The sequence below is a fragment of the Micromonospora sp. NPDC047756 genome, from assembly GCF_055587245.1.
The window spans coordinates 261,346-281,375 of record NZ_JBVJGQ010000002.1 but is presented as its reverse complement, the minus strand read 5'-3'; the positions used below and the strand labels follow the sequence as shown (position 1 = coordinate 281,375).

The 20,030-nt window shown below is 70.8% G+C and carries 17 protein-coding genes; 8 read left to right on the top strand and 9 right to left on the bottom strand.

Annotated features, from left to right (window positions below):
- Window positions 1-62 precede the first annotated feature (62 nt).
- Both ACZ6NZ_RS06445 and ACZ6NZ_RS06440 read right to left on the bottom strand, forming a co-directional pair.
- Window positions 63-2,759 carry an AAA family ATPase gene (locus tag ACZ6NZ_RS06445; RefSeq protein ID WP_465856352.1) on the bottom strand — a complete coding sequence of 899 codons (2,697 nt, stop codon included), beginning with the start codon at window positions 2,757-2,759 and terminating at the stop codon, window positions 63-65.
- Between the two features lie 95 nt (window positions 2,760-2,854).
- Window positions 2,855-3,322: a VOC family protein gene (locus ACZ6NZ_RS06440; protein WP_366608480.1), complete on the bottom strand. Its 468-nt coding sequence runs from the start codon at window positions 3,320-3,322 to the stop codon at window positions 2,855-2,857.
- Window positions 3,323-3,428: 106 nt separating this feature from the next.
- On the opposite strand from ACZ6NZ_RS06440, the gene ACZ6NZ_RS06435 reads away from it, so the two are divergent.
- The 7 genes from ACZ6NZ_RS06435 to ACZ6NZ_RS06405 all read left to right on the top strand — a co-directional run bounded on the left by ACZ6NZ_RS06435 (window position 3,429) and on the right by ACZ6NZ_RS06405 (window position 10,640).
- Entirely contained in the window at window positions 3,429-4,229 is an 801-nt protein-coding gene (locus ACZ6NZ_RS06435; RefSeq protein WP_465856349.1) for a helix-turn-helix transcriptional regulator, read from the top strand.
- A gap of 136 nt (window positions 4,230-4,365) precedes the next feature.
- Window positions 4,366-5,289 (top strand): AEC family transporter, encoded by a 924-nt coding sequence (locus ACZ6NZ_RS06430; RefSeq protein WP_465856347.1) that lies wholly within the window; start codon window positions 4,366-4,368, stop codon window positions 5,287-5,289.
- Between the two features lie 261 nt (window positions 5,290-5,550).
- Window positions 5,551-6,615: an extracellular catalytic domain type 1 short-chain-length polyhydroxyalkanoate depolymerase gene (locus tag ACZ6NZ_RS06425; RefSeq protein ID WP_465856345.1), complete on the top strand. Its 1,065-nt coding sequence runs from the start codon at window positions 5,551-5,553 to the stop codon at window positions 6,613-6,615.
- Window positions 6,616-6,852: 237 nt separating this feature from the next.
- Window positions 6,853-7,419 carry a carboxymuconolactone decarboxylase family protein gene (locus ACZ6NZ_RS06420; protein ID WP_465856343.1) on the top strand — a complete coding sequence of 189 codons (567 nt, stop codon included), beginning with the start codon at window positions 6,853-6,855 and terminating at the stop codon, window positions 7,417-7,419.
- Between the two features lie 91 nt (window positions 7,420-7,510).
- Window positions 7,511-8,653 (top strand): M20/M25/M40 family metallo-hydrolase, encoded by a 1,143-nt coding sequence (locus tag ACZ6NZ_RS06415; protein WP_465856341.1) that lies wholly within the window; start codon window positions 7,511-7,513, stop codon window positions 8,651-8,653.
- A gap of 73 nt (window positions 8,654-8,726) precedes the next feature.
- On the top strand, window positions 8,727-9,878 hold the full coding sequence (locus ACZ6NZ_RS06410; RefSeq protein WP_465856339.1) for a carboxylate-amine ligase: 1,152 nt from the start codon (window positions 8,727-8,729) through the stop codon (window positions 9,876-9,878).
- A gap of 162 nt (window positions 9,879-10,040) precedes the next feature.
- On the top strand, window positions 10,041-10,640 hold the full coding sequence (locus tag ACZ6NZ_RS06405; protein WP_355008772.1) for a nitroreductase family protein: 600 nt from the start codon (window positions 10,041-10,043) through the stop codon (window positions 10,638-10,640).
- Here the strand turns inward: ACZ6NZ_RS06405 and ACZ6NZ_RS06400 are convergent.
- Entirely contained in the window at window positions 10,624-12,168 is a 1,545-nt protein-coding gene (locus ACZ6NZ_RS06400) for an NAD(P)-binding domain-containing protein (protein WP_465856337.1), read from the bottom strand. The two genes, ACZ6NZ_RS06405 and ACZ6NZ_RS06400, sit on opposite strands and share 17 nt — an antisense overlap.
- Window positions 12,169-12,418: 250 nt before the next feature.
- Here ACZ6NZ_RS06400 and ACZ6NZ_RS06395 point away from each other — a divergent pair, with 250 nt between their 5' ends.
- Window positions 12,419-12,961 carry an SRPBCC family protein gene (locus tag ACZ6NZ_RS06395; protein ID WP_465856335.1) on the top strand — a complete coding sequence of 181 codons (543 nt, stop codon included), beginning with the start codon at window positions 12,419-12,421 and terminating at the stop codon, window positions 12,959-12,961.
- A gap of 22 nt (window positions 12,962-12,983) precedes the next feature.
- On the opposite strand, the gene ACZ6NZ_RS06390 is transcribed toward ACZ6NZ_RS06395, so the two are convergent.
- The 6 genes from ACZ6NZ_RS06390 to ACZ6NZ_RS06365 form a co-directional block, all read right to left on the bottom strand.
- Window positions 12,984-14,297 carry a glutamyl-tRNA reductase gene (locus tag ACZ6NZ_RS06390; protein ID WP_465856333.1) on the bottom strand — a complete coding sequence of 438 codons (1,314 nt, stop codon included), beginning with the start codon at window positions 14,295-14,297 and terminating at the stop codon, window positions 12,984-12,986.
- 85 nt (window positions 14,298-14,382) lie between these two features.
- A complete protein-coding gene (locus ACZ6NZ_RS06385) occupies window positions 14,383-15,429 on the bottom strand; it encodes an enediyne biosynthesis protein (RefSeq protein WP_465856331.1) in 1,047 nt (348 codons plus the stop codon).
- Complete coding sequence (locus tag ACZ6NZ_RS06380; RefSeq protein WP_465857387.1) at window positions 15,426-17,360, bottom strand: CRTAC1 family protein; 1,935 nt, start codon at window positions 17,358-17,360, stop codon at window positions 15,426-15,428. Before ACZ6NZ_RS06380 ends, ACZ6NZ_RS06385 begins: the two co-directional genes overlap by 4 nt.
- A 324-nt stretch (window positions 17,361-17,684) precedes the next feature.
- Window positions 17,685-19,040, bottom strand: a complete 1,356-nt coding sequence (locus tag ACZ6NZ_RS06375) for a cytochrome P450 (protein ID WP_465856329.1) — start codon at window positions 19,038-19,040, stop codon at window positions 17,685-17,687.
- Entirely contained in the window at window positions 19,037-19,570 is a 534-nt protein-coding gene (locus ACZ6NZ_RS06370; RefSeq protein WP_465856327.1) for a flavin reductase family protein, read from the bottom strand. Before ACZ6NZ_RS06370 ends, ACZ6NZ_RS06375 begins: the two co-directional genes overlap by 4 nt.
- A 21-nt stretch (window positions 19,571-19,591) precedes the next feature.
- Complete coding sequence (locus ACZ6NZ_RS06365) at window positions 19,592-20,029, bottom strand: acyl-CoA thioesterase (RefSeq protein ID WP_465856325.1); 438 nt, start codon at window positions 20,027-20,029, stop codon at window positions 19,592-19,594.
- Window position 20,030 lies beyond the last annotated feature (1 nt).

The window sequence follows — 20,030 nt, the reverse complement described above, 5'->3', positions numbered from 1 at the left end:
ACTCACGGCCCCGCCGGTCTCGTGCCGGCGGGGCCGTTCGTCGGCCGATCGACCCGGACCCGTCAGCGCAGGAGTTCGCGCAGCTGCCGGCGTGAGGTGATGCCCAGCTTGCGGTAGAGGTTGCGCAGGTGGGCGTCGATCGTTCGCGGGCTGACGAACAGCAGCGCGGCGACCTCCTTGGTGCCCGCGCCCGAGGCGACCTTGCGGGCGACGAGCAGCTCCCGCGCGGTCAGCCCCGCCAGCGGATCGGCGTGGTCGGCCAGGGTCGGCTCGCCGATGGCATCCAGTTCGCGGGCGGCGCGGGCGGCGAACCCGCGCGCGCCGATGGTGGAGAGCAGGTCGTGTGCGGCGCGCAGCTCCACCCGCGCCTCGGCGCGGCGGCCGACCCGTCGCAGCCACTGCCCGTGCAGCAGGCGGGCTCGCGCGTAGTGGACTCGCATCCTGCTCCCGGCGAACCGGCTGATCGCCTCGCGGTAGCGGTCCTGCGCGCCGAGCCCCGGGTCCAGCAGCGCACACGCCAACAGATGCGCGCCCGCCGTCCACGCGTTCGGATTGACCCGTGCGACAGCCCCGATCCACTCCGCTGACTCCTCGGCCGCTTCGGGACGTCCGACGCACGCTGCGGCCTCGACCAGCTCGTGGTGGAATGCGGTGACCGCGTACGCGCCACGCCGATGCTGGTCCCGCACGAGCAGCAACGCGTTCAGCGCGGCCTCGTGGTCGCCGCTGCCGTTGCACAGCACGCCGCTCGCGTAGGGCAGCGCTGTGGGGTTCACCCCTTCCCAGCCGCGCAGCTTCTCCTGGATCTCCCGGAACCGGTCGGCGTCTCCGCTCCATGCGGCAAGCATCAGGTCGGACCCGACGAGGTTCGACGTCCCCGCGGCCTCGTCGACAGCACGCGCCTCGGTGACGCAGACCTGCGCGTCGGCGAAGCGACCCACGATTGTCCGGGCGACCGCCTGGAAACGCAGCGCGTGGGGAAGGATCGCGTAGGCGCCCTGCGCCCTGGCGAGTTCCACCTGACGGTCGACGATCTCCTCCATGGCATCGCTGTCACCGAGGTCGACGCTCAACGCGCAGGCACGCTCCATCCACCACGGATCCGCGTCGGGTGTGCGGGCGTACTCCCGGAAGGCGTCGACAGTGCGGCGCATCAGGGGCATCGCCTCCTCCACCGGGCGGAGGTTCTGCTCGACCAAGGCGTGCAGCAGCAGGTCGACCGGACGTGGCGGCTGCCGATGTGGCACCCGTTCCCGGATCTGGAGGGCGAGCCGCCGCAGCCTCCCGGGGTCGTCGACGCTGAACATGAGCGACGCGAAGGCTTCCAGGTAGGTCTCGCGGGCCTCATCGGACCCCACGTCGTCGGCAGCGTCGATGAGGGCGATCGTCGCCGGGATACTGCGGGTCACGTGATAGTCGATCGTCGCGCGCAGCAGTCGCGCGGCGCGGTGGTCGGCCGAATCTGGCTGGAGACGCTCGGCCTCGTTCACGAGCTCCCGGGCGGCGGAAGGCGCCCCCGAACTCAGCCGTGCCCGGGCCGCGGCCATCAGGCGGCGTGCCTGCTCCGACCGGCTCGGTGTCAGTCGGGCCCCGGTTTCGAGGAACGCGGCCACGGCCGCGAATCCGCCGCGGCGTTGTGCCCGGCCGGCCGAACGCTCCAGCTCCGCCGCTGTCCCCTCGTCCGGGCCGGTGATCGCGTTCGCCCGGTGCCAGGCGCGCCGGTCGGGATCGACGTCGACGTCCGTACCGGCGGCGAGCGCAGCGTGCGCCTGCCGTCGCGGCTCGGCACCGGCCGACCGGTACACAGCGGAACGCGCCAACGGATGCTGGAAGTGCACCCGGGGCCCGATCACCAACAGGCCGCTGTCCTCGGCCGCGGCCAGGTTCGCGGCGTCGAGTCCCTGGATCGCCATGGCACGCCGCAGCAGTACGAGATCGCCCGTCGGCTCCGCCGCGGCCAGCGTCAGAACCGAGCGCGTGGGTGCGGGCAGCCGCAGGAACCGCTTCGCGAACCGGTGCTCCACCGCGCCGTGGCCGCCGTCGGCGGGTAGTCCGAACGGCCCGGTATCGCGGGCGATCTCCACCAGGGCGAGAGGATTGCCGGCCGCTTCGGCGAGGATCCGCTGCAGGATCGCCGCCTCGTGGCCGAACGGCGCCCGATGTCGCAGCAGGGTGAGGGCTTCGGAGTCGGTGAGCCCGGTGAGAGGGAGGGCGGGTAGGCGACCGAGTTCCGGCACCGAGGCGGCATCGCGGGCGGCGAACACCATGGCGACGCGCTCCGCCGCCACGCGTGCCGCGACGAAGGCCAGCACCTGCCGCGAGCCGGCGTCGGTCCACTGCACGTCGTCGACGACGCAGAGCACCGGTCGGCGACGGCCCACGGCACTGAGCAGGCCCAGGACGGCCACGCCGACCAGCATCGGGGTCGGCGTGACCCCGGCGTGCAGCCCGAACACCGCCTCGAGCGCGCTTCGCTGCGGCGCGGGGAGCGCAGCGCGGCGGTCGAGCACGGGCGCGCACATCTGGTGCAGGGCCGAGTAGGGCAGCTCGCTCTCGAACTCGATACCACCGGCCCGTAGCACCTGCCATCCGTCGAGCCGTGAAGCGGCCACACCGATGAGCGTCGACTTGCCGATCCCCGCGTCACCGAGCACGAGCATCGCCCCGCCACGGCCTCGCGCCGCGGGGTCCGTCATCGAGGCGATCTCGCCCAGCTCCGTCTCTCGAGCGACGAAAAATCCCGACCTGATAGCTGTCATCACCTTCCGAATGTCGGCGGACGCATGGTCGATCGATGGTATCCACGGCAGCGTCCCGGTCGGGTCGACCGTCACCGGGGCTGGAAACGGTGCTCCTACGAGCGCAACTCGAACAGTTCCAACTGGATGCCGTCGGGGTCGCGCAGATAGAGGATCTTCGTCCCGGCCAGCGGGCCCGCTTCGACGCCGTCCCCGTCCTGGAGCACGACCGGGTCGGCGTTGACGTGCACGCCCCGCTCCACCAGGGCACGGTGCGCCGCGTCGAGGTCGTCGACCTCGAAACACAGGTGCATCACCCCGACGTCACAGTTGCGCCCGGTGAAGGGCCTCGGCTGCGGGCTGTCGTACTGGATGAGTTCCAGAAGGACGTTGTCACCGGCCAGTGCGAACGATGCCCGCATCGACGCGTTCTCGACCTCGACGACCGCACCGATGGCCGGGTTCGCCGCCGAGATCGTCACGCCGGTCGGCGCGATGCCGAGCACGTCCTCGTACCACCGCACCGACCGCGCCAGATCGCTGACCGGCACTCCGATGTGATGCATCCTGGTCACTTTGCTCATGATCCCCATCCTCGACGGCGCAACGACCACCGTGGAAGGCCCAGATCTTCCGCGTACCGCTGGTACCACCCAGCTGTTGGCGCGCCGATGGCGGATCATGGTGTTCATGAATGACCTCGGCGCGGCGCTGCGGGCCTGGCGGGACCGCACGGACCCGGCTGTGGTCGGCCTCACGAGCGCATCACCTCGCCGCGTCGTCGGGCTACGACGCGGCGAGCTGGCCGCACTGGCCGGCATCTCCCCCGAGTACGTGGCACGCCTCGAGCAGGGCCGGGCCGCCACACCATCCGCGCAGGTGTGCACCTCGCTGGCCCGCGCGCTGCGACTCTCCGACGACGAGGAGGCGCACCTGATGCGCCTCGCCGGCTTCGCCGCGGCCCCCGACCGGATACCCCACCTGATCCCCGGCAGCCTGCACCGCGTCATCGACCACCTCGGCGACACCCCCGCGGCCGTCTACGACGCCGCGTGGCGGCTGCTGCACTGGAACCGGCTGTTCGCGGCCGTCTTCGGCGACCCGGCGGGCGCCAGCGGCGACGATCGCAACGCCCTGATCGTCCAGTTCGAATCCCGCAACCCCCGAGTGCGGCAGACCGACACCGAGCGCGCCTACTTCGAGCAGTCGTTGGTAGCCGATCTGCGCGCCACCAGCGCCCGCTATCCGAACGACCCCGACGTGGCCGCGCTGATCTCGCGGATGGCCGCTAACGACAGGTTCCGCCACCTCTGGGCCCTGGGCGCGGTGGCCAGTCACGAGAGCGCGCACAAGACCGCCGTGCACCCGGACGTGGGCGCCATCCCACTCGACGCCAACGTCCTGACCACTCAGAACACCGACCTGCGCCTCGTGGTCCTCACGCCTCGGCCCGACACCGGCGCTCGCGAGAAGCTGGATCGACTGGGTTGACGCTCGCACCGGCGTTCCGCCCGCCGGCACGTCACCCTGTGACGGTGCTCCGCGAGGGTGCGGAGGTGCGGGACAGCCCCGTCCGGGCTGGGTGCGAGGCTGAACACGTGGCTTCTCGATCGACGCGCGTGTCCGTATGAGCCTGGTAGCGGCGTTCGTGCCGATCTGGATCCTTACCGCGGTCGGCTACGCGGCCTGTCGTTGGGGCCTGCTGGGCGACGCGGCGGCGTCGGTGCTCGGCCGATTCGTGTTCCACCTTGCGATGCCGTCCGCCCTGTTCCTCGCCCTGTCCCGAATGCCGCTCTCGGGGTTGGCCGGCCGCCCGCTGCTCGCCTTCGGGACAAGCACTGCCACGGTGATCGGGCTCGGGTGGGTCGGCGCGAGCTGGCTGTTCGGTCGCACGCCCGGCGAACGGCCGATCTGGGGCATGGCTGCCGGGTACGTCAACTCGGCGAACCTCGGCATCCCGATCGCCACGCAGGTTCTCGGCGACGTGTCCTTCCTGGCGGAGGTGGTGCTGCTGCAGGTGCTGGTGGTGACGCCCGTGATCCTGGTCGCCCTGGACCGGCACAGCGACCCGGCCGGGCGGGTACGGGTCGGCCGGATCGCCTCCCTGCCGGTCCGCAACCCGGTGATCCTGGCGTCGCTGCTCGGTGTCGCGTGCTCGGCCACCGGTCTGCATCTGCCGTCGGCGGTCGGCGCGTCGCTCACCCTGCTGTCGGGGGCCGCGGTTCCGGCCGCCCTGGTCGCGCTCGGCGCGTCGCTGCACCGCAGGGCGCTGCCGCAGGCCGAGCCGGCCGAGCCGGGCGAGCTGGCCGTGATCACCGCGCTGAAGCTCGTCGCACAGCCGATCATCGCGTACGCGGCCGGGCTGGCCCTGCACCTGTCCGCGCCGCAGTTGCTGGCCGTGGTGGTGTGCGCGGGCCTGCCGACGGCGCAGAACACCTTCATCTACGGGCAGGAGTACGGCGTCGGCGAGGCGGTGGCCAACCGGGCGGTGGTGGTGACCACGACGCTGTCGCTGGCAACACTGACCGCGGCGGCGACGCTGCTCGGGTAGGCCGGTCAGCTGACTCGTTCCGAAGCGCATGACTGGCAGCCGCGCGTCGGCAACCCGGCCGCGACCAGTGACGCAGCGTCACCGGCATCGGTGACGTGGTTGCACTGACGGGTGAGCGCGAACGCTGCTGTGATGGGTGCAGGTCCAGGACACCCGCATCGACGTTGACCGGCTGAACCTCACGTACGGCGATTGTCACGCGGTAAGGGACCTTTCCGTCGACCGACGTCACCGGTCAGAGATCCGAGAAAGGAGACAGGCGTGACCTCCCCGCCTTCCGCGCCGGATACCGACCTGGAGCCCACCCGTCCTTCGCGGCGGCGGTGGCTCTGGATCGTCTCCGGCACCCTCGCCATCGTGGTGGCAGCCGTCAGCCTCGGCGTCGCCGCACTCCAGCTCGGACTGCCCTGGCAGCTGGGCGAGAACGACCGGAACCACGTCTACGAAGGCGCTGCGGGTTCGCAGCGCTACCAGGTCCACCTTCCGCCCCAGCACGACGGGACGGCCCGGCTTCCGGTCGTCATGGCCATCCACGGCTGCGCGATGACCGGCTACGGGTGGAACTCGATGAAGTCGACGACCCAGTTCAACAGCCTGGCCGACCGGGAGGGTTTCATCGTCGTCTACCCCACGCAACTGATCTCCCGCAACGTCATCGCCTGCTGGAACTCCGCCGACCCACGGCATCAGCAACGGCATACCGGCGAACCCGCGCTGTTGGCCGGAGTCGCCCGCGAGGTGGTCCGGACGTACGACGCGGATCCGGCGCGTGTGCACGTGGCCGGCGCCTCGTCGGGAGCGGGGACGGCGGTCATCCTCGGCGTGACCTACCCCGACGTCTTCGCCACGGTGACCTCGGTCGCCGGCGGCGAGTACGGGCTCAACCAGGTCGACCCGGACAATCCGGACGCCACACCGCCGTTGGACACGGCGCGTCAGGGCTGGGCACAGATGGGCGACCGGGCCCGACGGGTGCCGCTGCTGGTCATTCAGGGCGAGCAGGACGAGGTCGTGCCGCCCCTGGTCGGCACCCGACTCGTCGCCCACTGGACCGCGGTGAGTGACCTCGTCGACGACGGGCTGCCCAACGGCAGCCTCGACCCGACCACGAAGACCGTCTCCGTGCCAGGCGCCGCCGACCGGCACGCGTACACCCGGACGACGATCAGCGCGCCGGACGGCTCGTCGATCGTCGAGGCGTACCGCGTCCAGGACATGGGGCACGCCTGGCCGGGCCCCGACGGCGACGGCAGGTACACCGACCATGCCGGGCCGGACGCCAGCGCGATCATGTGGGAGTTCGCCAAGCGCAACCCGATGCCGTGAGGACCGCGTTGGCCGGGAAGCGGTCACCCCGTGGGCGAGGTCGACTGGCCGCGCCCTCTGTGGTCACGGTGCGCTGACGCGACCTCGACGGAAAGAGAGCACGAATGAAGAGATCCGAGCGGTGGACCGAGTGGGATCGTGGCTGCGCGGCAACAGCCGCACGGCCGCGCACCCCACTGTCTGTTGTGGATATCGGTTTGGCGCGGCCGTGACCCATGAGCGAAGGGTTTGACGACCATGGCGCACATCGATCTCGGGTTGGACGAGAAGCAGTTTCCCGGCATCTCCGGACCGATGCGGTACCGTCCGGAGACGGCGAAGCCCCTCAACGAACTGGCCGAGGTGCTGCTGCGTGCCGCTCACTCGCTTCCCGCCGGTGAGCGGGAACTGATCGCCGCGTACGTCTCCGGGCGTAACGACTGCAACTTCTGCTGCGCGTCGCACTCGGCATTCGCCGCGGCGCAACTCGACGAGGGTTACACCCTCGTCGACCAGGTACGCGCGGACCTGGACACCGCCCCGATCTCCGCCAAACTGCGGGCACTGCTGCGCATCGCCGGTGCGGTGCAGATCAGTGGGCGAGAGGTCACCACCGAGCTCGTCGCCGACGCCCGCGCCGAGGGCGCCACCGACGTGGAGATCCACGACACCGTCCTGATCGCCGCCGCGTTCTGCATGTTCAACCGCTACGTCGACGGGCTCGGCACCTTCGCGCCCGAGGGTCGGGACGCCTACGCCGAGACCGCACGCCGGATCGTCGAGGTTGGTTACGGGGCCGCGATCAGCGAGCAGCCGGCCGCCTGAGCACAGACACGGGTGATGACAGCCCGGTCCCTCTGCGATGGTCGACGGACAGGCCCGGCCATGCCCGGCACCTGTGACGCTGGAGGGATCGATGGACCTCGCACGCCGGCTGCTCCCCGCGACGAAGCAGCTCCGAGCTGACATGGTCGACCGGCTGGGCGCGCTCGTCACGCTCGAGTCGGCACCGGGCTCGTTACCCCATCTCGAGTCCTGCGCCGACCTGCTCGCCCGCTGGGGCGAGGAGGCGCTCGGCCGGCCCGCCTGTCGGGTCGTGGTCGACGGCCTGCCGCACCTGCTGTGGCCGGCCGTCGATCAGCGCGTGCTGCTCCTGGGCCACTTCGACACGGTCTTCCCGGTCGGCACGATCCGATCCAGGCCCTTCACCGTACGCAGGGACGTGGCGACCGGACCTGGCGTCTGCGACATGAAGGCCGGGATCGTGCAGATGTTCACGGCGCTGCGACTGATCGAGGACACCTCGTCCGTCGGCGTCCTGCTCACCTGCGACGAGGAGAGCGGATCCGTCACGTCGCGGCCACTGATCGAACGTGAGGCCCGGCGTTCGGGTGCGGTTCTCGTCTGCGAGGCGGCCACCCCGGACGGGCAGGTGAAGGTGGCCAGGAAGGGCGGGTCGGTCTACCGCGTCGTCGTCGAGGGGCGCGCCGCCCACGCGGGCGTCGAACCACAGCGCGGAGTGAACGCCACAGTCGAGGTCGCCCACCAGGTTCTCACCCTGGGCGCGCTCGGCGCGATGGACAGCGGCGGCACCTCCGTCACACCGACCCTGCTCTCCGCCGGCACCACGACGAACACGGTGCCGGAGCGCGCCAGTCTGGCCGTCGACGTGCGGGCCTGGACCAGGGACGAGCTGGAACGCGTCGATCACGCCATCCGCGCGCTGGTGCCGTTCCTGCCGGAGGCGACGCTGGACGTGCAGGGAGGGATCAACCGTTACCCGATGTCCGAGGAACTCGCGCGACCGCTGCTGAGGCTGGCTCAGTCGGTCGCCCGTCAACTCGGCATTCCGGGCCTCGTCGGCGCGTACGCGGCCGGCGCGTCCGACGGCAACTTCACCGCCGCGTTGGGCGTGCCGACCCTGGACGGCCTGGGCGCGGTGGGCGGCGGAGCGCACGCCGCCGACGAGTACGTCTGCCTCGACCGGATGCCCGAACGGACGGCGCTGCTGGCCGGGCTCGTCGAGGTTCTGTCCACAACAGAGCGTCCGGGATCTTGACCCACCGACGCGATCCCGTAACGTAACGTGCTCACCGCCGGCGCACGACCGGCAGCGAGAGGTCGGCGTCGGCATGACTACGGGACAGCGTGCGGCATCATCCATTCCCCTGCTCGGCGTCGAGGAAGAGTTCCTCGTCGTCGACGTCGACCGGGGTGAGCTCGTGCCGGAGGCGGCCGTCGTCGTCGACCGCACGCGCCCGGCCCTCGGCGCCCGGGTGGGTGGTGAGATCACCAAGTTTCAGGTCGAGACGCGAACCGACCCATGCCGCAGCGTCGAGGACATCGACGCGCAGCTCACCGAGGGCCGCGCCGCCGTCCAGGCCGCAGCCCTCTCGGCGGGTCTACGGGTGATCGCCAGCGGCTCGCCGGTGCTGGGCCGTGCCGTGCCGCCGCCCCTCACCGAGGGGCCTCGCCAGGACCGGGGCACCGCGACCTACCGGGGGCTGCACGACGAACTGGCGATCTGCGCCGTCCACGTCCACGTGGAGCAGCCCGACCGGGACCGGGCGGTGCTGATCGGCAACCACCTGCGCCAGCACCTGCCGGTGTTGCTCGCCCTCACGGCCAACTCGCCCTACTGGCCCGAACGCGACACCGGGTACGCGAGTTGGCGCAGCGTCACGTGGGGGCGCTGGCCGGTGGCCGGCCCGCCGCCCTTCCTGCGGTCGGCACAGCAGTACGACGACCACGTGGACATGCTGCTCGAGGCGGGCGCGCTGGTCGACCAGGGCACCATCTTCTGGGATCTCCGGCTCTCCACCAACCACCCCACGCTTGAGGTACGGGTGGCCGACGTACCCGTCGACGCCGCCGAATCCGCGGCGCTCGCGGCCCTGGTGCGGGCTCTGGTGGTCGTCTGCGGGGATGCCGTCGACCGGGGCGACGAGGGGCCGGAGCTGGTCCCGGAGCTGATGCGACTGGCGTACTGGCGGGCCGCCCGCGACGGGATGGGCGGCCACGGCGTCGACGCCGCCACGGGCCGGCTGCTGCCCGCGACGGCCCTCGCCGAACGGCTGGTCGCGCTCGCCCGACCGGCGCTGGACGAGGCGGGTGACCGGCACCGGGTGGAGGCATGGCTGAGGCGGCTCGCCGTGGGCGGCGACGGGGCTACCCGCCAACGGGCCGCCGCGGCCCTCCGTGGACGTCTGACCGACGTGGTCGACGACCTCGCCACCCGGACCGCGCCCGACGTGCCGTCCCGCGAAGACCGCACACCTGCGTAACGACATGCCGTCGGACCTCCGAAATGCTGAACGAACCGGATGCCGGCGGCAGGTGACCCTCCCGCGGAAACCGGCACGCCGGATCAGGGGAGGTTCCAGGTGCACGACACAGACCTGCTTTCCAGGGTTCCCGTCCAGTTCGAGCGTCGGTCCCCCGCGGACATGGTGCGGGAGGCGGAGGCGTTCGCCGACCGCATGGCGCGGCGCCGTTCCGTGCGCGACTTCGCCAGCGACCCCGTGCCGGACGGGGTGGTCGAGGCGGCTATCCGGGCCGCGTCGACCGCGCCCAGTGGGGCCAACGTGCAGCCGTGGCGGTTCGTCGTACTGACCGACCCGGTTCGCAAGCGCCGGCTGCGCGAGGCGGCCGAGGCCGAGGAACGCGCGTTCTACGACCGCCGCGCCTCGCAGGAGTGGCTCGGTGCGATCGCCGGGCTCGGCACCGACTGGCGGAAACCGTTCCTGGAGACCGCACCGGCCGTCATCGTCGTGTTCGAGGTGCACCAGGGGCCGAACACCCCGAAGCCGTACTACGTCAAGGAGTCCGTCGGCATGGCGGTCGGCCTGCTGATCACCGCGCTGCACCACGCCGGCCTGGTCACCCTGACCCACACGCCCAGCCCGATGCGATTCCTCAACGAGGTGTGTGAGCGTCCGCCCGAGGAGCGCCCGTACGTGGTGATGCCCGTCGGGTATCCCACGCCGGACGCCCACGTCCCCGACCTGACCCGCAAACCCCTCGACGAGGTCATGATCCGCTGGTGAGGTCCCTGGTCAGGAAATCGACCAGGGGCTCGACGTGCCGATCGGTGCGCCGCCACTCGGCCAATAGATCCTCCAGCAGGTGCTGCTCGGCCACCAGCTCGGCACCGCGGTAGCGCCGGATCACCGGGTGGATGAAGGCGCTCTCCCGCGCCCGGTCGGGGGTCGGATGCCGCTCGATGGCGAAGACGTCGCCGTAGTCGTCACGGCCCCATCGCAGCGCGAGCGTATACCACTGCGTGGCCGCCCCGAAGCGCTCCACGGCGTAGTCCTCCGGCAGGTCCTCGTAGTGGTGGAAGTCGCCGCTGGCGTCGTCGCGGACGAAGACGTCACAGAGGTATTCGAACTGGGTCCACAGCGCCGAGGACCAGTTGACGCGGTCGAGCATCAGCTTGGTCAGCGACGCGGCGTCGGCCGGCGTCGTCGCGTACGACAACGGGACGTCGTCGTAGCGCTCACGAAGGATCCGGGTGAACGTACGGAGGTTGTACCGGAAGCCGTCGATGAACGGCGATGACGCGTGCTTGACGTCCCGGGCCTGGGCGATGGTGCCGGCGAAGTACAGGTCGTCGACGTTGCTCGACTGCCAGTCGGGGCGCAGCCCCGGCATGCGGCCGTCCCGCACCATGTCGGGTCGGGACGTCTCGTCGAACATCGCGGTGTTCATCCGGAAGCCGGTGCACCTCAACACCGTGTGGTAGTCGAGGACGGCGGTCTCCCCCTGGGCGTGGGTGTACGTGATCGACACCTGGAACCGCCCGTCGACCGGCCGGATCTCGTCGATCGTGCAGTCGAGCACCGCGTGCAGCGTCTTGAACTGGTAGCTGTCCAGGATCGCGCCGTACTGACCACGGACGTCCCCGGGGTGTTTGGTGTTCCACGCCAGTCGCAGGGGTTGCCGGCTGGCGAGGTGCACCATCGACGCGTGGCCGAGAATGGCCGACGCGGTCTCGAACGCGGAGTTGCCCTTACCGATGATGAGGACCCGCTGATCGTCGTACGCCGAGGGGTCGATGACCATGTCCTCGTACCCGATGGCGTGCTCGATGCCCGGGATGGCCGGAACGAACGGCTGGCCCCAGCCGGTCGCGACGACCAGGCAACGCGCGCGCACCTCACCCTGGTCGGTGCGCACGGTGAAGCCGTCGCCCGTACGCGTGATCTGCTCGACCGTCGTGCCGTATCGGATGTTGAGTTTGTGCACACGGTGGAACTCGGCGAGGTAGCGCACCAGGTCATCGGCCGCCGGCAGGTATTCCTGGCTGAAATTGGGAAACAGCAGGTCCGGCGAGTCGTTGAGCAGCGAATTCCAGTCCCAGCGCAGGCGAATCTCCGGATCGGGGCTGTCGGTGTGCACCTTGTTCAGCGAGATCAGCCGGCGATGGCGTGGAAACTGCCGGAAGAACCCGCCCGGCGCGTCTCCGCTTTCGAGCGTCAGGTAGTCGGCACCGTGCTGCTGTAGGTAGTAGCTCAGTTGAACGCCAGCCGGACCCGCCCCGACGATGACGTACCGGTGCTCGTTGCTGACCATCCTGCGGCCCCTTCGACGGAGAGACGATTCCAACGACCTTGGAATGAATGTCGGCGTGTGTCAATGCCGTGGTCTCCGGACCAGGGGGCGAACGACCCAAAACACCGCAACCCGAGCATTGCCTGTTCGTGCGATGTGGCGAAGCAGCGCGTCCGTCCGACGCGATCAAGAATTCGCGTACTTGAATTCCGATCATGTCATGCGCTGTAGTGGACCGGCACGAGTCGGAAACGAACAGAGGAGCGGTGACGTGCGGTACGCCGACGGCCCGACAATCGAGTGTGACCTGCATGTGGCGGCCGACCCCGCCCGGGTGTGGGACCTGGTGACGGACATCGAACTGCCCGCGCGGTTCAGCCCGGAGTTACGTCACGTGCGATGGCTGGACGACTGCGACAGGCCGACCCTGGGCGCCCGGTTCGAAGGCCACAACCACCACCCCCTGCTGGGCGAGTGGCAGACCGTCTCGCACGTGGTGCGCCTCGACGCGCCACGGGTGTTCGGCTGGGTGGTGGTCGACGAGGCCGGCCGGTTCGGGGGCGGTCCGGCCGACCCGGAGCGGCCGGGTTCGACCTGGCAGTTCCGGCTCGTCGAGGAGGCGGGTGGATGCCGACTGACCCACTCGGTCCGCATCGGGCCGGGCCGCACCGGCCTGAGCCTTGTCATCGACCGCGCACCCGAGCAGGAGGAGATCATCATCGAACGGCGCTCGGCCGCCCTTCGGGAGGCCATGCTCACCACTCTGGAGGGCATCAAGACCCTCGCCGAGACGCCCGCCGACGACGGTCGCTGAGGACGAGGGTCGCCGAGGACGGTCAGGCCACCCGGGGCACGTCGGCGACCGGGGTGCTGTGCGGCACCTCCAGGTCGAACAGCTGACGCAGCGCCGCGGTGTAACGCTCGCCGTCCGGCTCGCCGGCGAGCTGACGGACGCGTACCGACGGGGGGTGCAGCAGTTGTTGAACCACCCGGTTGACGGTGCGCGCCACCTCGGCCCGCTGCGCCTCGCTGAGGTCAGGTCGGCGCTGGGCCAGCCGGCGCAGCTCCGCGCTGACCGTCCGGTCGGCCCGGCGGCGCAGCGCGGCCACGGTCAGCCCGGCGTCCGCCCCGCGGAGCCGGCCGGCCAGCGCGTCGCGCTCGGCGGCCACGATCCGCTCGGCGGCGTCCCGGTCCCGGCGCTCGACACCGTCGCGCGCCACCGCGCCGAGTCCGCCGATGTCGACGACCACCACCCCGTCGAGCCGGGCGACCGCCGGGTGCACGTCCCGGGGCATCGCCAGGTCCAGCACGAACAGCGGCACGTCCGGGCCGCGGGTCAGCCGGCGACGTAGCGCCGGCGCGACCAGCTCAGCGGTGAGCACCGGGTCCGGTGCGGTGGTCGCGGTCACCACGACATCGGCGGCGGCGAGAGCCGGCATCAGGTTCGCCGAGGGCACGGGCCGCACGCCGTACGCCGAGGCGAGCCGGCGGACGCCCTCGACGCCGCGGCCGACGACCGCGATCGGTCCGGCGCCGGCGCGGGTCAGCGCGGCGACGGCGATCCCGCCCATCGCCCCGGCACCGACCACCAGGGCGGGTCGGCCGGCGAGGCCACCGGGCAGGTGTCCCGCCGGCACGTCGAGGGCGGCGGTCACCGTGCTGGCGCCGCAGCGCCCGATGTCGGTCTCGGCCCGGACCCGTCGGCCGACCCGCAGCGCGTGCTGCACCAGCTCGTGGGTCAGCCGGCCGGCACTCCCGTGCGCCACCGCGGCCCGGTACGCGGCGCGCACCTGCCCGAGGATCTGCGCCTCGCCGACCACCATGGAGTCCAGACCGGCGGTGACGGTGAAGGTGTGCGCGACGGCGGCGTCGTCGTAGTGCGCGTACAGGTGCCGGGCCAGCACGTCGGTCGCCGCGTCGGCATGCGTGGCGAGCGTCGCAGCGATCTCGCGCAGCCCGGCGTGGAAGCCGCCGACCGCCGCCCACACCTCCACCCGGTTGCAGGTGGACAGCACCACCGCCTCCTCGACCGCCGGCTGGTCGAGCAGCGTGCGCAGCAGCCCTGGCAGCTCGGCGGATCCGACCACGAGCCGTTCCAGTACGTCGACCGGAGTGCTCCGGTACGAGGCGCCGACGACGAGCAGGTTCATGGTGCACCTCCAGGAAAGCGGCCGGTCCCGGCCACCGGCGGACCCACGACGAGCGGGCCGACCGGTGACCGGGACCGGCGGACGGTCAACGGGCGACCGGTAGCGCCACCGCCGCGGGCGGCGGTGCGGGTGTCAGGTTCTCCTCGGGCCGGTTGCGCTGCATCAACCACCGGCCCCACCAGAACAGCCCGCGGGCGAGGCAGACCAGGGTCACGGCGAAGAACAGCGTGTAGACCACGTTGAACACCATCAGCAGGCCGTAGACCATGCCGACGCTGGCACCGAACATGAACTGCATCCGGGGTGCCGCCGGGGTCGTGCCCGGGTCGGTGATCATGTAGTTGGTGAACAGGACGAAGGCCACCCCGGTCATCGGGACCAGCGCGGCGACCAACGAGACGTCCCAGATGAAGTGCCGGAGGACCGCCTGGATCACGAACGCGCCCAGCCAGCCGACGATCAGCGGCACCTTCTTGGTCAGCATCGCGTTGATCACCGTGCCCGCCGTCACGATGATCACCGGGATCAGAATGCTGATCACCCCGGGCACGTTCTCCGTGAAGTGGTACGGCGGGGCGATGTTGACCCAGGAGAACACCAGCAGCGTGATGGTGATGCCGAAGTTCGACGGGTTCATGAAGTGCCGCATCCGGCCCTTGATCGGCGCCTGGAGCACCGCCTTCTGACCGACCGCCACGACCACCGCGAACGCGATGGGCCAGAAGTTGTCGTTGGCGTAGAGCAGCATGTTCGCGGCCAGCGCGGTGATGTGCGCCGGCAGCAGGAAGGTGTAGACCCCCCACGCGCCGTTGCCGGTGAAGGCCGCCGGCCGCTTCAGCGCCCGCGCCGAGACCATCTCGACGATCATCTCGGTGCCGTACCCGACCGCCAGGGCCAGGATCGGCCACAGCCAGGGCTGCTCGAAACCGAGCACTGTGTAACCCAGGATGTTGAAGACCGTCATCGACATGGCGAAGTTGCGCAGCGCCATGTAGCGCGGGTCCTTGCTGTCGACCCGCGGTACGGCGGGCCGGTCCGTGGTGGGCGTCGGCTGCGCTGCCGTCGCGGACGGCGCGACCGGGGTGGCGAGGGACAGCTCCCTGGTCGCCTCGGGTTGCTTGACGTCCGTCATCGCTTGGTCAACTCCTCGGCTCGACTGGTCAGCATGAAGTCGTGCCACCCGGCGGTCAGGTCGACCGTCTGCCGCTGAGTGGCCCCGGTGAGGTCGCGCCAACACAGCTCGGCCTTGACCGGCCGGTCCCCGGCGGCGCCGAGGCCGAAGAACACGTCGAAGCTGCGCTTGCCGGAGTGACCCCCGCCCCCGTCGAGCTGGGCGAGTTGGGTGCGGCCGTCGGCGGTGGTGACCCGCACCTGCGCGCCGTACGCCGGTGAGGCACCGTCGCCGGACAGCGCCGGCCGGGTCAGCCGCAGCCCCAGGAAGTTGCCGTTCCCGGGCTTCTCGTTGCGGTAGTACGCCGGCGGACCCCACTGGCGGGCCACGGCGAAGTCCTGGCCGCCGTCGCCATTGGTGTCGGCCACCGCCACACCCCGGGTGGGAACGGGCAGGGCCAGACCGAGTTCCTTGCTGATGTTGGCGTACCGGCCGTTGTCCTCGCGTACCCAGAACGCGAGCTCGTTGTCGCCGGCGAGGTCGTCACCGGGTTCGGCCTTGGGCCACATGTCCGGGTCGGAGAGCAGCAGGTCGTTGCTGATCGCCAGCTCCTGCAACCAGTTGAACCGGTTGATGGTGCCCTTCACGAAGCCGGTGGCCTGGACGACCGCCAACCGTCCGCTGTTGTCGAAGTCGGCCATCTTGGCATCCCAGCCCCAACCGACCCAGGCCATGTTCTTGGCGCCGGCCTGGTTGCGGAACGGCGCCTCGCCCCTGCTCAGCATCTTTCGGGCCTGCTCCGGCGTCGAGGCCGTGTTCTGCCAGAGGAAGTTGCTCTCCTCCAGACCCCAGGACTCGGTGATGTTGCTGACGAACGCGTCGAACCGTCCGCGCCCCTCCAGGTCGGCGAAGTCGATGGACATGCCCTTGAACGAGTCGTGTCCGAGCACGAGTGACTTCGGGGTGATCGGGTCGCGATTCCCCTCCACCAGGTCGAATCGGATCTGGCCGGGCCTGGACCGGTTGTGGAAGAGCCGGTCCTGTCCGAAGTCGTTGGCCAGGTACAGCTCCGGAAGCAGATCGCCGTCCAGGTCCGCGGAGCTGGCGCCGAGGGTCCAACCGGTGAAGAATTCCGGGTCGCCGCCCACCTGCCTCTCGTAGCTCACCGAGGGTGAGTCACCGGTGGTAGCGCCGGTCCACCGCAGGAGGTACGCGCCACCGGCGTTGTGCGCGTGCGACATCGAGTGGTTCATCTGCACGTGCGGCAGGCCCTGCGGGTCGAGGACCTGGCTGTCCGGGAAATAGTTGAAGATCCCGATGTCCGGACGGCCGTCACCGTCGAAGTCGGCGACCGCGACGGCGTTGGTGTTCCACAACGGACCCCGGTAGACGGGGTCGGTGCTCTGCTGCGGGATCAACTCGACCGGGTGGTAGGCCGCGAGGCTCAACGAGGTCACCCCGGGGCGCTGCATGAACACCACCGGCGTACGACCCCAGTAGTAGACGAGCAGGTCCATCCGGCCGTCGAGGTTGAAGTCGCCGGGGGTGCAGCCCATCGGGGCGATCGCCGGACCCATCGGCAGCGGGGCCGGATCCAGCACGAACGGCGCGTAGGTGGCGCCGCTGTCCGGGGCCGGGGTGACAATCGCCGCGTCGCTGCGGGTGTCGACAAGGCACAGGTCGTTCGCGCCACCCTGGCCGTCCAGGTCGTTGAGCGCCACTGCGGCGCCGACCGACGAGATCCAGGAACGGATGTGCTCGTACCGGGGGTTCACCTGACGCACGGTGCGCTCCGGCAGACCGGGCGGCAATGCGATCGGGCGTTCGGTGAACGCGTATCGGGAGGCCAGCGCGCTGCGCTCCTCGGCAGAGGCCGAGGGCAGCCGGGCCACCGAGAACAGTCCGGCGACCAGCACCAGGACGAACACGGGTGGGATGAGTCGGCGCAGGATGCCGACGGATTGCGGTGGCAAGTGTCCCCCTCGGGTAGACGGCGCCGGGACATACGGGTCGGCCGGCAGCGGGCGGTGCGGTCGGACACGGCGTCTCGGTACGAACCATCGCCATGTTTTCGTCCGGTGCGCCGCGGTGTCTTCTCAGGAATTGCTCTCGAAGCCGTTTTCGGCGAAAGGCGCACGGATGAAGAAATGTTTTTCGAAAGCGGCGAGTGCCACTGCTCACGACGGTTATGACTCGGAAGGAAAGCGCACCGGAAACAGTCGTGGACGGCGTCGTCCCCACCCGGAGGACCGGGCGGGGACGACGGCGGAGCATTGTCAGTCGGGCAGGCCGACGCTCATGTGCAGGCCGCCACGCACCCGCAGTGACAGCATCGGCTCGGGCACCACCGGACGACCCGCCGGACGGGTCAGGCGCAGATCCCGCACCAGCAACGCGGTGGCGAAGGTGGCCTCCATCAGACCCAGGTGATTGCCCACGCAGAACCGGGGCCCCGCGCCGAACGGGATGTACGCGTACCGGGGTCGGTCGACGGAGCGGGCCGGGTCGAACCGCTCCGGGTCGAACCGCTCCGGGTCGGTCCAGAACTGCGGATTGCGGTGCAGGGTGTACGTGCAGATGAGCACGTCCGCGCCGGCGGGGACGTGGTAGCCGCCCACCTCGTCCTCGGCCAGGGCCTTGCGCGGCAGCAGCCACACCGGCGGGTAGAGGCGCATCACCTCCTCCAGCACCATCATGGTGTAGCGCAGCCGGCCCAGGTCGTCCACGGTGGGCAGCCGGTCACCGAGCACCGAGACCACCTCGGCGCGCAGCCGTTCGCGTACCTCGGGGTGCCGGTCGAGCAGGTACAGAGTCCAGCTCAGTGTGCTGGCGGTCGTCTCGTGGCCGGCGAGCAGCAGGGTGACCAGTTCGTCGCGGAGCCGGGCGCGCCCGATGCGCGGATCCCGCTCCCGGCCGGCGGAGTCGATCAGCCGGGACAGCACGTCCGCCCGGTCGTCGTCGGCACTCCCGCGCTCAGCCACCAACTGGTCGACGATGCCCTCCAGCCGCCGCCGGGACTTCCGGAACCGCAGCTGCCGGGGCAGCGGAAGCACCGGCGGCACGGCGCTCAACGTCGCCAGTTCGAACATCGCCTGGTCCTGCACCGCGGCGAAGTCACCCCCGATGGTCGGGAACCGGCCCAGGTCGGTGTCGAGCAGAGTACGGCCCAGCACCCCCAGCGTCAGCGAGGTCATCTCGTCCGACATGTCGACGACGTCGCCGGCCCGGCGGCGGAGGCGCTCGACCAGCGCTGCGGCCTCCTGGGCCACCTGACCGGCCTGGGCGGCGATCCGCCGGCTCTGGAACGCCGGCTGGATCACCTTGCGCTGCTTGCGCCACAGCTCGCCCTCGCTGGTGAGCAACCCGTCGCCGAGCGCCCGCCGGGCGTGCACCAGGCCGATGCCCTTGTGGTAGTTGGCCGCGTTGTCGGCCAGCACGTGCTTGGCGTGATCCGGGTGGTTGAAGAAGTACAGGCTCTTCGGGCCGACGGGCAGGCGCGCCGCGTCGCCGTACCGTTGGGCGGCCGAGGTCATCATTCCCAGCCGGTCGCGATTCATCACCATCAGCATCCGTAGCGCCGCGAGGCGCGGCGGACCGGGCGGCGTCCGGCGGGACCGCGTCGCGAGGCTCACGTCGTCGCCCCGCTGCGCTCACGCTCCAGCTGGCGGAACTGACCGTCGACGAAGACCAGCGCATCGTCGGCGTTGCGGTCCAGCGCCACCAGCCGGCCGATGAAGATGCTGTGGTCCCCACCGTCGTACGCCTGCCACAACTCGCACTCGAAGTGCGCGATCGCGCCGACCAGCAGCGGCGAGCCGGTCCGGCTCCCGGCCTGCCACTCGGCGAACTCGAACTGCTCCCGGCCCAACGGCCGGCGCCGGTCGGCGAAGTAGCGGGCCACCGGCTCCTGCGCCGCGGCCAGCACCGAGACCCCGAACTTCCCGGCCTCGGTCAGTGCGCCGTGCATCATCGCGTCCCGGCCGACACAGACCAGGGCCAGCGGCGGATCCAGGGAGACCGCGGTGAATGAGTTGGCCGTCATGCCGTGCGGGGTCGGGCCGCCTACGGTGACCACCGTGACGCCGGTGGCGAAGGCGGCGAGTGCCCAGCGGAGTGTCTTCGAGTCGGTCACCAGGCCGGTGGGTTGGGGATGAGCAGTCACAGTGACTCCTGAGGTCGCCGGTCAGGCCCGTACGCCCACGGCGTACGGCTTGAGCGCGGCCTCCAACGCCTCGGGCACCCGGGTGGGGACGGTGCGGGTGTTGGGGCCGCGCATGCACGCCACGCGCTGCGAGCCGCGGGCGACGAGGAGTTCGCCGCCGGCGTCCAGCCGGACGTAGTCGAAGCCGAACTCGACCTGGGTCTGCGCCAGCTCACGCAGATGCATCCGGACGGCCAGCTCGTCGAAGGCGGTGATCTCGGCGAAGAACTCGCAATCGACCCGCAGGGTGAACAGCTTGAGATCCGCCCGCAGGTCGGCCAGGACCGCCGGCGCCCGCTCCTTGAGGAACATCTCCCGGCACCGCCCCTGCCACCGCAGGTAGTTGACGTAGTAGACGTTGCCGACGAGGTTGGTCTCTTCGAACCCGACCGTGTGCCGGTACTCGAACCAGCGCTCCATC

Coding starts and splice junctions, on each gene's coding strand:
- ACZ6NZ_RS06435 (WP_465856349.1), top strand. CDS start 3,429: ATGAATGACCTCGGCGCGGCGCTGCGGGCCTGGCGGGACCGCACGGAC.
- ACZ6NZ_RS06430 (WP_465856347.1), top strand. CDS start 4,366: ATGAGCCTGGTAGCGGCGTTCGTGCCGATCTGGATCCTTACCGCGGTC.
- ACZ6NZ_RS06415 (WP_465856341.1), top strand. CDS start 7,511: ATGGACCTCGCACGCCGGCTGCTCCCCGCGACGAAGCAGCTCCGAGCT.
- ACZ6NZ_RS06400 (WP_465856337.1), bottom strand. CDS start 12,168: ATGGTCAGCAACGAGCACCGGTACGTCATCGTCGGGGCGGGTCCGGCT.
- ACZ6NZ_RS06390 (WP_465856333.1), bottom strand. CDS start 14,297: ATGAACCTGCTCGTCGTCGGCGCCTCGTACCGGAGCACTCCGGTCGAC.
- ACZ6NZ_RS06445 (WP_465856352.1), bottom strand. CDS start 2,759: ATGACAGCTATCAGGTCGGGATTTTTCGTCGCTCGAGAGACGGAGCTG.
- ACZ6NZ_RS06420 (WP_465856343.1), top strand. CDS start 6,853: ATGGCGCACATCGATCTCGGGTTGGACGAGAAGCAGTTTCCCGGCATC.
- ACZ6NZ_RS06385 (WP_465856331.1), bottom strand. CDS start 15,429: ATGACGGACGTCAAGCAACCCGAGGCGACCAGGGAGCTGTCCCTCGCC.
- ACZ6NZ_RS06410 (WP_465856339.1), top strand. CDS start 8,727: ATGACTACGGGACAGCGTGCGGCATCATCCATTCCCCTGCTCGGCGTC.
- ACZ6NZ_RS06440 (WP_366608480.1), bottom strand. CDS start 3,322: ATGAGCAAAGTGACCAGGATGCATCACATCGGAGTGCCGGTCAGCGAT.
- ACZ6NZ_RS06365 (WP_465856325.1), bottom strand. CDS start 20,029: ATGGAGCGCTGGTTCGAGTACCGGCACACGGTCGGGTTCGAAGAGACC.
- ACZ6NZ_RS06405 (WP_355008772.1), top strand. CDS start 10,041: ATGGTGCGGGAGGCGGAGGCGTTCGCCGACCGCATGGCGCGGCGCCGT.